Here is a 14,587-nt window from a genome sequence, read left to right on the forward strand (position 1 = left end):
TTGCTTTGATTGCCGTCCATTGCACTCGCGATGCCGAATCCAGCCAGCACAGCCGAGGTTTCTGCGTAAGGTGTGTTGCGGCAATGGTTTAGGGTGATCGCAGTTTTTGCGTTGTCAAAAGGAAACGGTGAAAAAAAACAACACCGTTTCGGCTTGGCTTGGCACCCTAAATCTTGATACACAAACGTCTTACGTAGTAAGCGACGGGTTGCGACGGGATGTGGAGTTTTCTCTACATCGTCGCGTCAACCGCACACTTTGTTACACGAGTCACCGGCAGGCTATCAGTGGTTGCTCCGATAGCGACGTCCCCGTCGTCCTGCTGATTGTTTGGGCAACGCAGATTTGGGTCAACAATTGAAGTTCAAATACCGAGTGCCGCGTCCGAAAGTGTTGTCAGTCGTTCGGGCTCGGCAAAGCTTGCCGTCGGGTGAACGTTCCGGGATCGCACCGCAGGGCCGAAGGCCGGGTGGTGCGGAGCGCGCAAAGAGCGAAAAAGACGCATCCGTGCCCCCGGTCGGATCGCCTCGGCAGCCATCCCTCGCTGCCATCTTGATCGCCGTGCTTGTCACCGTTTTCGGGCTCCTGGACGACTCGGCCGCGCGAGCCGATCTGTTCGATTCGCTGGATGCCTATCCGCCCCGCTGGCACCTGGACACTTCCGATTGCGACGCGCGCGTGATCGATCACAAGAACCTCGCCGGTGGCGGAGTTGATGGTGGCGGTTGCGAGTCGCTGACGTTTCAAGCCGGCGTCGGCAGCGAGTCGATCTTGATCTATCCGATCGAACCGGTTCGCGCGTTCAATGATCTGGTGGCCAACGTTTCGATCATGAGTGCCCGCAAGGGCGCACGGGTCGGCTTCCGCGTTCGGTTTCCGTTCGTCCGAGATCCACAGACCAGACGCCCCGTCGCGGCGATCATCTATGGCGCGACCTATGAGCATCCTGGCAAATTTCAATCGCTTGGGATCGGCAATGTGGAGCGCGAGCTGCGAATCAAAATTGCAAAGCTGCGCTCGGTCCACGGAAGTGATGCGAACGTCAAGAATCCCTACATCGATGGGATTGCGATCAACGCCTACAGCGGTCCGGGGACGACGACGTTGCGGATCGACCAAGTGTCCGTTCGCGGAATGATTCCGGTGGGAGATCACGGCCGTGTGGAGATGGTGCCGCCGAGTCGTGAAACCGAGACCGTGGACGCCCCCGGCGAAAACGCTTCGCTGCAAGTACCGCGATTGTTGCAGATGCGACGCCCAGCCGCTTCGCCAGAACGTTCCGGTCAAAACGTTGTGGTGTCGGCGTTTCCACAGGACAACGTGATTCGCATCCTGGAACATCGTGGAGAACCTCTCGACTGGGTTCGCTCGTTGGGTTTCGATGCGGTCTTGTTGTCGCGTCCTCCGACCGCGGATCTTTTGCGTGACGCGATCCAGTCGCAATTGCTCGTTTACGCACCGCCGCCGGTGGCGCCCGATCCGACGATCGCCGCGTTGCTCGATCCCGTGATGGCGTGGTACCTCGGCGGGGGCGTCGCGCTGGACAACTCTCGTGTTTCACAAACCGATCAAACCGTTCGGCGTCTGCGACTATTCCCCGAGACCTGGCAACGCCCGATCGTGATTGCGCCGGTCGAACGTTGGGCGGGTTACGCGTCGGTCGCTGATGCGATCGTTTCCGATGCGGCGCTCCGCAGTCGGGGATTGTTGGCCGCGGAGCAGACGCTGCTGTACCAGGATCGTCGCGCCCGAATCGGCAGTGGCACCGAAGTGGCTGTTGCGATCGAATCATCGCCACCGAAAAAGTTGGCGGAGATGAATCGATCGATCAGTGCTGCGATCGGGGCGCCCCCGGGAGGCAACTTTCGCTGGCATTCGATGTTCACTCAAGTCGTTCAATCGCTCGAACAATCACCGCGCGCGATCGTGTTTCGGTCACACGAGTCGCTCGTCTCCGGATCGGTGTTCGCTCATCAGCGATCGATGGCGCTCAGCTATGTCAATCGATTTGTAGCCATGATGGGGCCGTGGATCGCCTCGTCACGCCCGTCTGCGGCCTATCGAATTCAGGGCGCCGCCTATCGCTGCGGCCGACTGGACGCCGACGGAGACCAGTTCTTGCTGTTGACGTCTGACCAGTCGGTTCGCGATCAGGTGCTGGCGGGTGATGGCCGCGCCGTCGAGATCTTGTTGCCGCCGGAGATGGTCCATCGCACCGCGTGGCGTTTGACCAATTTTTCGGCCCAGCGGATCGACATCGCCCCGACACCCACCGGTGCCCGGATCGAAATCGTTTCACCGGATGTCGCGGAAGTCATCGTGATCAGTGCCGATTCGTCGCTGGGCGCCCGGCTTAACCAATCCGCGCGACGCTTTGCCGCCAGGGCAGCGTCGGATCGGTGGCAGTTGTGCGTCGATCAGGTCCGTCAGATTCGTCAAGACTGGGATCATGCCGTCAGCTCCGGCGCGACCGAGGCGATCATGCCGGTCGATTTGCTGACCGCGGCGCGTCGAACGCTCGATGACGCCGAGGCTGTTTTTCGTGCCGGCGACGCCGAAGCCACGTTGCGACTGTCGCGCCGCGCCGACGCCTGGTCGGTTCGATCCAGTCTGCAGCTTTCCCAGGCACTGCTGTCGGGAACCCTGCCATCGTTTTCGCCACGGCACGTCAGCAGCCCGCCGCTCGATGAAGGGCGTCCGACGTTGCAAACGGCGTGGCAGCCCCTGATGGGAGACGAGGGCTGGAGCGAGAGCTTGATCGCGACAGGCGGCCTGGACCAGCCGGAGGTCTTGTCGTCCGGTGGTTGGACGTTTGGACAGCGAAAACTGGTTCGGGCGCAGTCGGACGCCCGCTGGATGTCCCGTGGATTCTTCAGCGGCCAAGGTGCGATCGCTCTGTCCGCCGCCGCGACGGTCGGTGAGTCACTCGGCGGCGGCTATGAAGGCACGATCGCGATTCTCTCCAGCCCCACGGTCAGGATTCAGCCCAACCAGGCCGTTCGTGTCGATGCAATGATTCGTACGATCGGGTTCGGTGCGCCGCATCAGGGGATTCTGGTCTATGACAATTTAGGCGGCCAAGAGATGGGGATCTTGGTTCGCGGCGCCACCGACTGGACTCCGATTCGTCTGTACCGGCAAAGCACTGGCGAGACGGAGGTGCGGGTGATGTTTGAGGTGATCGGCGATGGAGAAGCCGTGGTCGACGAAGTCGGAATTCGTGTCTGGGATCCCGCCCCGTTGCCTGCACTCCCCTTGCGAAGTATCACTCCCTAGCTCCGGCACGTTCGCATTTTGTTTACGCTGTTGGCAATCACTCCTACCCACGCAAGATAAAAATCCCGAGCCGTCAAGCATGCCAACGACCATCAATGGAATTGGGACCCAGTACTACGGCCGAAAGAACCCGCGCGTTTATGGCGGTATCTGTGAATCATGCCAGCGACACGTGACGCTGACTGACTACGAGACCGGTTATTACGTCGTTGTGTTGTTCATTCCGGTCATCCCGCTGGGGAAGAAACAGATCATCGGGGAATGTTCGGCTTGTCGGCGGCACCGTGTGATGCCGCTCAAAGAATGGGAGCGGATCAAAGAGGAGAACTTGGAGAACGGGTTGGCCAGCTTGGCGGACAACATGGACGACCCGTCGAAGGCGCTCGAGTTGCTGCAGAGCATGACGGTCTTCAATCAGCTTGACGAAGCGATGGAGCTTGCCGCGGCAACCGCCAAGCAGCATGCCAAGGACTTTGACACCCTGATCGACATCGGATCGTGGTATGAACGCCAAGGACAGACGGAGCTGTCGAATCGATGTTTCGACCAGGCGATCGCGTTGGACCCCGCGCATCCGACCAGCAAACGGATCCAAGGCGTCGACGCACTTCAGTCGGGCAACCCGAACGAGGCTGCGAAACACTTCGAGCCGCTGCGCAAGTCGGCCGACTTCTACGACCCGTCCTTGTTCTACATGTTGGCCGGCGCGTATCAAGCCAAGGAAATGCACGAAGAAGCGCTGGAAGAGTTCAAGGATCTGTTGGTCCGAATCCCCGAGTTCGGCAAAGACAAGGAATTCCGCAAAGCCGTCAAAAAATCTGAAAAGGCGATCGGAAGCCCCACCTCAATCCTGCCCAAGAAAGGGCTGTTCGGTTGATTTCGCTGTGAACAGGAGTGAAGCCGAAGCTCCCGTTCGTCAATGAACGAGACACTCAACGCCTGCGAGAGCTGGCCACGTTTGGCTGCAGAGCAGCGAGACGGAACGGCTAAAGCCCCATACCGCGAAGTAAACATCGATGAGGGGCCCGGACGCTGGCGCGAACCGGCTGATATCAAACGAATATCAGCCGTTTGGCGCGAGCCTACGGGCCCTCACCTTAGGAACCGACGCTTGACTTAACGGTATTGGGCTAAAGCCTGGACGCCAGCGCGAGCAGCCTGTCGAACGGTTTTCAGGGCATTCTGCTATTGCGTGCGTCTGGTTTAGTCCGTTGGCGAATCGGCCGCAAAGACGTGGAAGTACAACTGTCGGTAAACGAGGGAGTTGACCCAGTTGCGCAGAGCATACCCACAGTGCTTCAGATTTTCCTCGCTATAGTTGTTCGACTCGCCGCCGCTGGGATGGACGCCGTCATTCGAAATGATCGTTCCATTCCATGACTTCCCCGGGCGAACTCGCAAGCACTCGGCATGGAAATCGGCCAAAGGGACTTGCTTTTCACGGGCAACCACTCGGATAATCTTGTTCGCGTGTTCGACAGGCTCGTCGTGGCCGCGTCGCGGAGGAATGGTGTTTAAAATCGGTACGCAGTGGACCGCGATGCATCGATCCACGACTTCCTCTAGACCCGCGCGGTACCCTTCCGGAACTCGCCCACCGGAAATGTCATTCGTGCCAACCATGATGATCGCTGCTTCTGGTTTTTGCTGTTCCAGCACGTTGTTCATCGTCCCCAGAATCTCTGCGTATCCCCAGCCAATATAGGGTAGGTCGGCACGCGGTGCAGACCGCAAGTTCGGACGTGGCCGATGGCACCAATCCTGCCGCTCTGGAGCGGCTATAATCAGTGCCCCTGCAATCTGATCCTACCTCCCATAGCGTGAGTCACCGTGATGTCAAACCGAAGAACCGTCTTGAAGGCTGCCGGCCTGGCCGCTGTTTCTCAAATCGCCTTGGGAACCGCCATGCGGCCGGCGCCGGCCAGTGCCGCCGCCAGCGAACGTATTCGTTTGGGGGTGATCGGGATCGGGCCGCGCTGCCGGTATGTGTTGGGTGGGATGCTGAAACATGCCGACGTGCAGTGCGTGACGATTGCCGATGTCCAAGCCTCGCGTCGCGAGCAAGGGAAACAGTTGGTCGATCAGCAGTACGGTGACGCGAACTGCGAAACGGTGATCGATTTTCGGCGTGTGCTCGATCGCAAGGACATCGATGCGGTCCTGATCGCGACCGGCGATCGTTGGCACGCCACCGCGTCGATGTTGGCCGCCGAAGCCGGCAAAGATGTTTACAGTGAAAAGCCATGTGGGATCACGATCGATCTGTGCCGCCGACTCTCCGAGACCATTCGCCGAACCGGACGTGTCTTTCAAGCCGGGACGCAACGCCGCACGGTCGCAAACTTTGCCCAGGCCGTCGAGCTGGCTCACACGGGAAAACTCGGCAAGCTTCAGAAACTGCATGCCACGGTTTACATCCCAGAGATCAACACGACGTGGTTGCCGGGACAACCGACGCCGGATCCCAAGGTGTGCGACTGGAACATGTGGCTCGGCCCGGCGCCGTGGCGACCCTTTCATCAAGACTACGTGAACGGTCGTTGGCGCGGTTACGTTGATTTTGATTCGGGCGCGCGGTTGCTGGACTGGGGCGCCCATACCGTGGACCTGTGTCAGTGGGCCAACCAATCCGATGACACGATTCCCGTGGAGTACTCGCCGGATGAAACAGGCATCACGGCGCGCTATGAGAGCGGTGTGGAATTGAGAATCCATTTCCTGGAAACGCCGTTCGGGGAGCGTCCCGGTTGGGTGCAATCGTTGGGCACCTGTCCGGTTCGTTTCGAAGGTACCGAGGGCTCGGTCGAAGTCGGCGATAGCGGCGGCATCGTGATCAAGCCTGAATCGATCGGCAGAGGGTTGCCGCAATTGCCGAAGAAGGAATCCGGACTGGATGTGGAGGCTCATTCGAGGAATTTCTTGGACTGCATCAAGTCACGTGAGTTGCCCAACGCCAACCACATCGTCATGCGTCGATCGCACACCGCATCCCACGCCGCCGCGTTGTGCTGGCTGCTGCAGCGGAAGTTGCGGATGGATCCGTCGACGGAGACGTTCATTGGCGATGACGAGGCAAACCGATTGCGGTTCCGCCCCGAGCGGGATTGGGCGTAGGTCCGCCTGCACTTGGGCATCGCCCAAGGTCTTCAAACGAGAACGAGAACGAGAGGGATTGGCCAACGGCAATAAACAAATGCCTCGTCAAACGCGAAAGTTGTGCATGGCCGTTGGCCAAATTGAACCTCATTGCGATCAGGTTCCTGGGGCGGCGCAACCCTCGCAAATGCTCGGTTTGCTTGCCCCAGGCTAGGGATATGCATGCCCTTTGGGCAAAAAGCGACTTGTGTAGATACAAATGCTGCCAGCGAGGGTGACGGCGAAAACGGAACGACCGGCGGGGGGACGGGTTCCGTATCCTGCAGACGATTGGGGAATGCTTTAAACTGCTGGGGGTACGTCCAGCGAACGCCGGGCTGACCATCTGCCCTGCCCCATCCTGCCTGCCCTGCCCCCTCTTTCGACTTACCCCGATGCTTTTCAGGTTTAAAATGCTTCGCTCTCGATCTTCGATCTGTTGTGTCGCCGTCGTCGCACTCGCGTTGAACTCTGGCGTGGTCGATGCCGACGATTGGCTCGGATTTCGCGGCGACGGTCGCTCGTTTGCGCCCGATGCGAAAACCCCTGCCGAGTTTGATGCCGAATCCGGCAAAAACATTGCGTGGAGGGTGGCGACGACGGGGCGTGGAATTGGCGGCCCACTGGTCATCGGAGATCAAGTGATCGTGACGGGGTGCGGGGGGGAAGACGAACGAGATCTGTATGTCGAATCTTATTCGGTCGCTGATGGAACGTTGCAGTGGTCACGCCCGATGCGTGCCACGGGCCGACCGTTCACGCACCCGACCAGCTCCAACGCGTCCCCCACGCCGGCGAGCGACGGCGAGCGGATCTTTGCATTGTTCAGCAGCTGCGATCTGGTCTGTTATGACTTGCAGGGGCATTTGGTGTGGTATCGGGCACTGGCAATCGACCGTCCCAAGACGGGCAATGACATCAGCATGAGCAGTTCACCGGTTGTCGTTGGCGGCGTGGTCGTCGTGCAGCTCGAGAACCAAGGCGACTCATTTGCGGCGGGGATTGACGCCGAGTCCGGCGAGATCTTGTGGTCCAACGCGCGAAACGCGTCGTCCAACTGGTCGTCGCCGCAGCCGGTTCAAACCGAGGACGGCATCACAGCTGTCGCGATGCACAACGGCCGGGGAGTGGAATTGGTGGATGTCAAAACCGGCGAGGTGCTCAAACGCTTTGACGTCTCCGGCGATGGAACCGCGTCGAGTACGTTTGCCTCGCCCTACATCATCGTTCCCGGGCAATCCACGACAGCGATCCGGTTGAGCGCGGCGGAGACCGTGGGTGAAGATGCCGTGGCGACGATCCAGTGGCAGAGTAACAAGCTTCGCCCGCAACGCTGCAGCCCGGTCGCATCGAACGATCGAATCTACATGGGACGCGGGAGCACCTTGATGGCCGGTTCGATCAGCGACGGATCGATTCTCTGGCAAGCGCGGCTCGGTAAGTTGAGTAACGTTTGGGCCACGCCGGTGATGACGGCGACGGGGATTTACATCGTCGGTTCGGATGGAAAAGTGATCGTCGTGGAGGATCAGGGCGACAAGGGCGAAGTGATCGGGGAGTCGGAGCTGGGCGAGTCGGTGTTGGCCAGCCCGGCGGTCAGCGGCGACGCACTGTACTTTCGCAGCGAACGCGGATTGATCAAAGTCGCCGGCTGAGCGGCAGAGATCCTGATCGCGATGGCGACGGAGAAGACGCGGACGATCGCAAGTTGGACGCCTGCGCCACTAGGCGGTCATCGATTTGCGATAGTACTTACGTCCGGCTTGGTCGGGCGCGAAGGTGCGATCGAGTTCGGCGGGATTTTTTTTGAACCAGGAAGCAACCGTGCCGAGCGTGTAGGGGAACGGGCCGTGGCCGCGGTCGGCGGCACTTTCCAAGGTGGCTTTCCAACTGTTGATGATCGGCTTGATCGCTTGATAGCCGTCTCTACCGATCGGTGTGGCCGCGACGGCGCTGACTTCGCCGCAATGAATCAGGTACCAGCTGTGGCAACCGTCATAGCCGGGGACCGCATACACAAAGCTGAACTTGCGGCGCGCGTTTGCCAACATGGTCAGTTTGCGGTGCACGTAGCGAAGCGATTTGAGCGTCTGGTACGCCCTGCCGGCGAGTTCGTATTGTCGATTGGCCGAAGCGGATTCCATTTGATCCTGGAGCGCGATCAACGGTTCATCGTTGAATCCATCCAGAAAGCTTTCCGCCGCGTTGACTTGACTGGCGTATTCGCTACGCGTGCAGGCGGCCGCACAGGGACCCAGGCAGGTGTTCAATTCCAATCGCAGGCAGCCGGGGCGATGATCGATTTGGAACAGTGAAAGCTGTTCGGCAAATTCGAACGTTTGTTGTTGGCTGCAATCGCGCAATCGAAACACTTTGTTGAGCGCGTCGACGGCGTTGGCCATTCGTTTGGCACCAAAGAACGGTCCCTGCAGTGCGATGTAGTCTTTGGGGATTTTGGGCGAAAGGAAGAACTGTGGTGCCGGGGCGCGTCCCAGGCACAGGTAGACCGGCCGTTGACGTTTGGGGACGCCCTGGACGTTCCACCGCGGCGTGAATTGGCGAATCAGCTGTTGCTCGCGCAACAAGGCTGCAAACTCACTCGGTTGCGTCTCCCATTGAATCGCGCGGGTGTTTTCGATGATCCGTCCGCCCTTCTCTTCTTCATTGGCGGCACTGAAATAGCTGAGCAGTCGATTTCGCAGCGACTTGCTCTTGCCGACGTAGATCAGGTCCCCGGAACGATCGAGCATTCCGTAGACACCCGGCACCCTGGGGCAGGATTGGCGGATTTGGCGGTTCAGCTTTTCTTTGGTCGTGGCCCCGACGGCTTCAACCGGGCGAGCGACGCGGGGATTGAAGGGATCGATCCCGAATCCAAATTCGTCGTGATTTGGCGATAGCACGTCCACTTCGAACCCTTCCCTGAGATTTCTTCACCCGCGATCAATCGGAGCATTATGACCGATAATGGGGCGGATTGAAAATCGCAGTTTCCGGCAGGGCGTTTGGGGTGGGTTGCTGGCAAAGATTGGGCGGGGGGGACCGGTTGCTGACGCGTCCCGATAGGCGGTATTTCGGCACGTGGCGTGAGCTAGTGGCGGGTGTGGATGGCTGACGGGGCTATCCCACCGGGGTCTCGTTTTCGTGCTGGTGCTCGATGAGTTCCGATTGGGTGGTGCGGCACAGCTCAAGCAATTCGTTGGTGTCGCGCAGCAGGTCGAGCCAGGAGATTTCTTGTTCGCTGGCTCGCTGGCGGATGCGATCAGCGGCTTTCGCGATCGATTCGATGTCACAGCGACGGGCGTACATTCCCAAACGTTCCGCCAGCGTTTGCATCCCCTCGGTGTCTTGGCTGTCGATGGCCGCGGCGAGGCGTTCGACTTGAAATCCGATTTGGATTGCGGCTTCGCTGTTGACCGTCGCATCGGGCTCGGGTTTGCTGGTGATGACGCTGGCGAAGTGCTCGACCAATTCGGGATCGAACTGAGACCCGGCGTAGCGTCGCAGTTCCTCGATGGCAACTTGATGCGAGCAACCGTCGCGGTAGACGCGGTCGGAAATCATCGAGTCATAGCTGTCACAGATCGACAGAATGCGAGCCCCGATCGGGATTTCCACGCCGACCGGCAGATTTCGGAAGCGACCGGAGCCGTCAAAATGCGCTTGTCGAAACTGGACGGTTTCGGTCAGCTCTTGGCACTCGAACGCGGTTTCGATCAGTTCAACGCCGATGCGATCATGCCAGGCGATCAATTCCATTTCGTCGGGGCTGAGTTTTCCGCGTTTGAGCAAGATTTCATCGGAGACACCGACTTTGCCGATGTCGTGAAGCAACGCGGCGATCTCCAGAACGTATTGGCTGGCCGAGTCCATGTACTGTTTGGAGACGCGGGAACAGAGGTCCGCCACACGGCGGCTGTGTTCTGCGGTGGCGGCGTCGCGGTAGGAAAGCGATGCGATCAGTGCGGTGACCGCCTGGTAGGGGATTTCGGCGCGCTCCCGCGATTCGGTTTCTTCGCCATCCATTTGCGACAGTTCCGGGCTGTAGGGAATCACGCAGTTGCGTCCGCCCCGTTTGGCCGCGTACAGGCAAACATCGGCTTGATTGATCAGTTCCTGGGGATCGGACGCGTTGAAGCGTGTTTCCGACACGCCGACGCTGGCGGTCAAGCGAAGTTGAGCGGGTTCCTTGAAGGTGATTTGCTCGATCGACGCCCTGGTTTGTTCGGCCAAGTCGAGTGCATCCTCAAAATCAATGCCCGGCAACAGGACACAGAATTCTTCACCACCGTAGCGGCAAACCAGCCCGTGGTCGCCGTGGGTTTCTCGGAGCACCCGAGACACTTCGCGCAAGACGTCATCGCCGACACCGTGCCCGTAGGTATCATTGACGCGTTTGAAGTGGTCGTTGTCGAACATGATGCACGAAAGCGGCTTCTGTTCCGCGGCAGCCATCTTCCACAAGTGGCCGAACCGTTCGAAAAAGGCGCGACGGTTCAGGCAGCCGGTCAGTGCATCGGTGGTCGCCAGGATTTCCAGTTCCCGGTTTTTCTCTTCGATCTCATCGCGACTTTCACGCAGCATCGTCAGCATCGCTTCGAGCTGTTTGCGATGTTCTTCGATGTGGGTCACGTCACGGAAGGTCGCCAAGGCCCCTCGTCGAGCGTTTCCGCCACCGATCGGAGCTGCATTGACCGAGAAAATGCGTTCGGCGCCGTCGTCGACTTTTAGATGCAGAATCTGTTCGGTGATTGTGGCGGACTCATCGATCGCGGTCATCCAAGGGAAATCGTTCTTGGATTGGTCGTGCTCAAACGTCCAAGGCAACTCGTTGGCACGCGATTCCACCAACAACTCGGTCGGCACGTCGACGGTTTCGGCGAACGCGCGGTTGGCCAGCACGATCTTGGCTTTTTCGTCCAGGACCAACAGGCCTTCGGCGAGCGTGTCGAGGGCTTGGCGAACACGTTCGGGCACGACTTGGGTGGTGCTGAACACCCTCATCACTTTGCCCACGAACAGCGTGTAACCGAACACGCCGGTGATGCAGTAAAACGCCAACAAACGCATCAGAGGGTGTTCGGCGATCGCGCCGAAGGTCGATTGGTCGGGGGCTCGAAAGCAAAACTCGACCTCGCCCCACTCGCGTCGGTTCAGAGTGATCGGAACGGTGATCGCATCGATTCCCCGGCTGTCGCTGGCCACCTGGCGCCATAGATCGTCGTGGTGGCCGGCATTGACCTTCAAGTCCCCGTGCTTGCTGCGAACCCCAATGGAAAGCAGGTCGGCGTCGCGATCGACGAGGGTTTCGGCCGTCGCACGCAGGTCCACCCACTGTTGTTTTCGAACGTGGGCAGCCGCGTTGACCGCGACGGCTTCGCTGAGTCGCCGCCGTGACGCACTTTCAATCTTCGTCACATCAGGCATTAGCCCGAACCAGTGACTAGCCAAAATCAGGCTAGCACCGAGGCAGACCAACGCAATTGCGAGGCGAATCGATTGGAGATAGACCCTACCCAAGATGCAGCTTTCAGCGAAAACGAGATGATGTGGTCGGCTTGGGGTGTCGTCACCCCGGTAGTGAGCCAAGTTTTGCTTGCGCCTATGGGCATGGGGGCGCGGAATCGCCAGCAAGTCATACGGCACACGAAAAGAAAACGGGATCGCGCCGCGATGGGAGGTTGTACCGATCGTGACGGCCGGCGAGCGTCTGACGCCGCCACGGATGGCGCTGGGCGTCTAGTTCTCAGGGGCGGGGCGAGTGTGCCTTCCCGGCGAGCTCCGATGCTGGCAATTGGCAAACCTTGACGGCTGTGACGATTGTCCTCCGCGGGGCTGCCGTGAACACGCCAATTCAGCGTGGCGGATCGATCCGATTGATCGTTGCGACCGATCCCTGAGGTTGCGTACCCCTGCAAACCGCAGGGGAATGCGTTTTCGTGAAGGACTGACTCGAGAATTTGATGCCACGGATGGGATTCGATCTGCATAAGCTCTTCGCGCTTGTCATGGTGTTCGCCATGACGATGGTGCAAGGTGTGTATGCCGAACGCCCCACGGGCAGCCAAGCAGTGGGGATTCCGCAGGCGAATGCGTCTTCGACGGCCCCTTCCATGCCCGCGGTGGGGAGCTTGCCGAAACGGTTGCCCCCCGCACCAATGCCGCGTCTGCCTGATCCGACGCTCGCCGGGGAAGCGGCGCCGATGCAGTGGTGGACCGATCGGGTCAGCCAACAAGTGCTCGATCGTGATCGCTGGGTTCGCTTTGACCTTGAAACCATCCTGCTGGATACCCTCGCCCACAGCCCCCGCATCTTGAGCGTTGGGTATGAAGCGAGTTCTACGTTCCAACGGATTGTTCAGCAGGACGCCGAATTCGACTCGACGATCCTGTTGAGTGGCAACCTCGGGGCGACCAATGACCCCGTGGGGAATACCCTCACGACCGGTGGGGCAGACCGATTGCGTGAAAAGTCGCTGAACTTCAGCGGCGGCGTGCGAAAGAAAACGCGGACCGGGACCGAGTTGGAATGGAACCAGGAAATCGGTTTCTTGGATAGCAACAGCTCCTTCTTTGTGCCGCGAGACCAGGGGAACGCCCGGCTGAGTCTCAGTTTGACCAAGCCGCTGTTGTCACGCGGCGGGCGCTATTACAACGAGCGTTTGGTCACTCAGGCTCGGATCGAAAGCCGTGTCGCGTGGCAAGACATGCGTGGTGCGGTCGAGCAACGCATCGCCGATGTCATCGCCGCTTATTGGAAATTGTACGAGGCACGCGCCCAGCTGACCCAGCAGCGTGAATTACTCGCCCGCAGCCGCAACATTGAACGGTTGTTGGTCAGCCGCAAAGATTTCGACGCCGCCTTGATCGAGATCACCAAGGCCAAGCAGCGGGTGGCGCGTCGCGCCGACCAGGTCATCGACCTGGAAGCCGATCTGAAGAAGCAACAGGCACGGCTGGCCGCCCTGGTGGGCAGTGAAGCGATAATCGGAGCGGACAGCGATTTGGAGCTGATTCCGATGGCAGGTCCGTTGATCGACGGAGTGCGGTGGAATCTGCGTGATGCCGTCGCACAGGCCCTGCAAAACCGTCCCGAGGTTCGCGCCGCGACATATGACGTTGAACTCTCCGCGTTGGAATTGCGGGTCGCCCGGGCAGAGCTGGAACCGCAGCTCAACTGGGTCTTTAACGGATACCTGTCCCAGCTCAACGGCGCCAGCAAGGTCGCCAGATCGTTCGGCGAACAGTTTGACAATGCCCCCGGCATCTCGACGGGACTGGAGTTCGAGCTTCCCCGGGGGCGACGGGCGTTTCGGGCTCAGCACCGTGAAGCCCTGTTGAGGGCGCGGGAGCGATCCCAGCGGTTGCGCGAAGTGATCCAGCAAACCCAGTTCGACGTCGAAACCGCACTGATTGATCTGGAACGTTTTGAAAAACAACTGATCAGCAAACGCAACGTGTTGTCGACCGCGGTGACCGAAGAAAACATCTTGACGGTCCAGTGGCGGATCATCGGTGGCGATGACTCTCGCGTCGGCATCAAGCTGGAGAACCTGCTCGACGCACAGCAACGTCGGACCGATGCGGAAAAGGATTTGGTGAAGGTGGAATCGGCGTACATGATCGCGCTGGTTCAACTGCAACGCGCGATGGGAACGCTGTTGATCAACGAGGGAGTTCGCCCCGTGCAATCGGAATGTTCCGGTGAGATCAACTTTTTGCACGACGACTATCAAGCCACGGTGATTGCGCCGTCCGTCGAAGCCGGCGATGAAACTCAGGCGGAGCCGGAATCACCCCAATCGAGTCCGCTTGATCTGTCTGGGTTGAACGGATCGCAGCGTGCCGCATCCAGTCTCGAGCTGACCCCGACGCGGATCCCTTTCACACAGGCTGCCGCGGCGCCGAGCCCGTCGACGAGCCCGTCGGCGGCCGCGGTGACCGAGAGCCCGAGCCGCGACGATCGCGAATCGGCCGAACCCGGACCGCGGAACGTCGCGGTGCCGCGACGCATCGGTCGACCGACAGCGACTCCGGCGTCCACGCCAACCCAGCAGCCACCGCAACTACCTCAACCGCAATTACAACCAATGCCACGCGCCGATTGGCGAACACCATCGGCGGGTTGGACGCAATAGCGACGACCGCGTCACCCACACGGCGCCCCGGGCGTATC

Annotated in this window: 8 protein-coding genes; 5 read left to right on the forward strand and 3 right to left on the reverse strand. The window is 59.9% G+C overall.

The genetic code is table 11. The features are described 5' to 3' along the window. Nucleotides 1–552: 552 nt before the first annotated feature. Together TBK1r_RS04510 and TBK1r_RS04515 are read left to right on the forward strand one after the other, a co-directional pair. Nucleotides 553–3,276, forward strand: coding sequence for a hypothetical protein (locus TBK1r_RS04510; protein WP_145207719.1), 2,724 nt, complete (start codon nt 553–555; stop codon nt 3,274–3,276). 79 nt (nt 3,277–3,355) lie between these two features. After that, nucleotides 3,356–4,153 (forward strand): tetratricopeptide repeat protein, encoded by a 798-nt coding sequence (locus TBK1r_RS04515; protein WP_145207720.1) that lies wholly within the window; start codon nt 3,356–3,358, stop codon nt 4,151–4,153. 326 nt (nt 4,154–4,479) lie between these two features. Here TBK1r_RS04515 and TBK1r_RS04520 read toward each other — a convergent pair whose 3' ends face one another. Continuing rightward, nucleotides 4,480–5,010, reverse strand: coding sequence for an SGNH/GDSL hydrolase family protein (locus TBK1r_RS04520; protein ID WP_419580961.1), 531 nt, complete (start codon nt 5,008–5,010; stop codon nt 4,480–4,482). Between the two features lie 99 nt (nt 5,011–5,109). Between TBK1r_RS04520 and TBK1r_RS04525 the strand changes: the two genes are divergently transcribed. Next, complete coding sequence (locus tag TBK1r_RS04525; RefSeq protein WP_145207722.1) at nt 5,110–6,390, forward strand: Gfo/Idh/MocA family protein; 1,281 nt, start codon at nt 5,110–5,112, stop codon at nt 6,388–6,390. A gap of 434 nt (nt 6,391–6,824) precedes the next feature. Further along, the gene (locus tag TBK1r_RS04530) at nt 6,825–8,066 is read left to right on the forward strand and encodes an outer membrane protein assembly factor BamB family protein (protein ID WP_419580962.1); all 1,242 of its coding nucleotides are present in this window, start codon (nt 6,825–6,827) and stop codon (nt 8,064–8,066) included. A gap of 69 nt (nt 8,067–8,135) precedes the next feature. Here the strand turns inward: TBK1r_RS04530 and TBK1r_RS04535 are convergent, their stop codons facing one another. Then, nucleotides 8,136–9,320: a GIY-YIG nuclease family protein gene (locus TBK1r_RS04535; protein WP_145207724.1), complete on the reverse strand. Its 1,185-nt coding sequence runs from the start codon at nt 9,318–9,320 to the stop codon at nt 8,136–8,138. Nucleotides 9,321–9,531: 211 nt separating this feature from the next. Then, entirely contained in the window at nt 9,532–11,838 is a 2,307-nt protein-coding gene (locus TBK1r_RS04540) for a diguanylate cyclase (protein ID WP_145207725.1), read from the reverse strand. A gap of 731 nt (nt 11,839–12,569) precedes the next feature. Here TBK1r_RS04540 and TBK1r_RS04545 point away from each other — a divergent pair. Beyond that, nucleotides 12,570–14,549, forward strand: coding sequence for a TolC family protein (locus tag TBK1r_RS04545; protein ID WP_419580964.1), 1,980 nt, complete (start codon nt 12,570–12,572; stop codon nt 14,547–14,549). The last annotated feature ends 38 nt before the right edge of the window (nt 14,550–14,587 follow it).

It is taken from the genome of Stieleria magnilauensis, from assembly GCA_007753675.1.
GTDB lineage: Bacteria > Planctomycetota > Planctomycetia > Pirellulales > Pirellulaceae > Stieleria > Stieleria magnilauensis.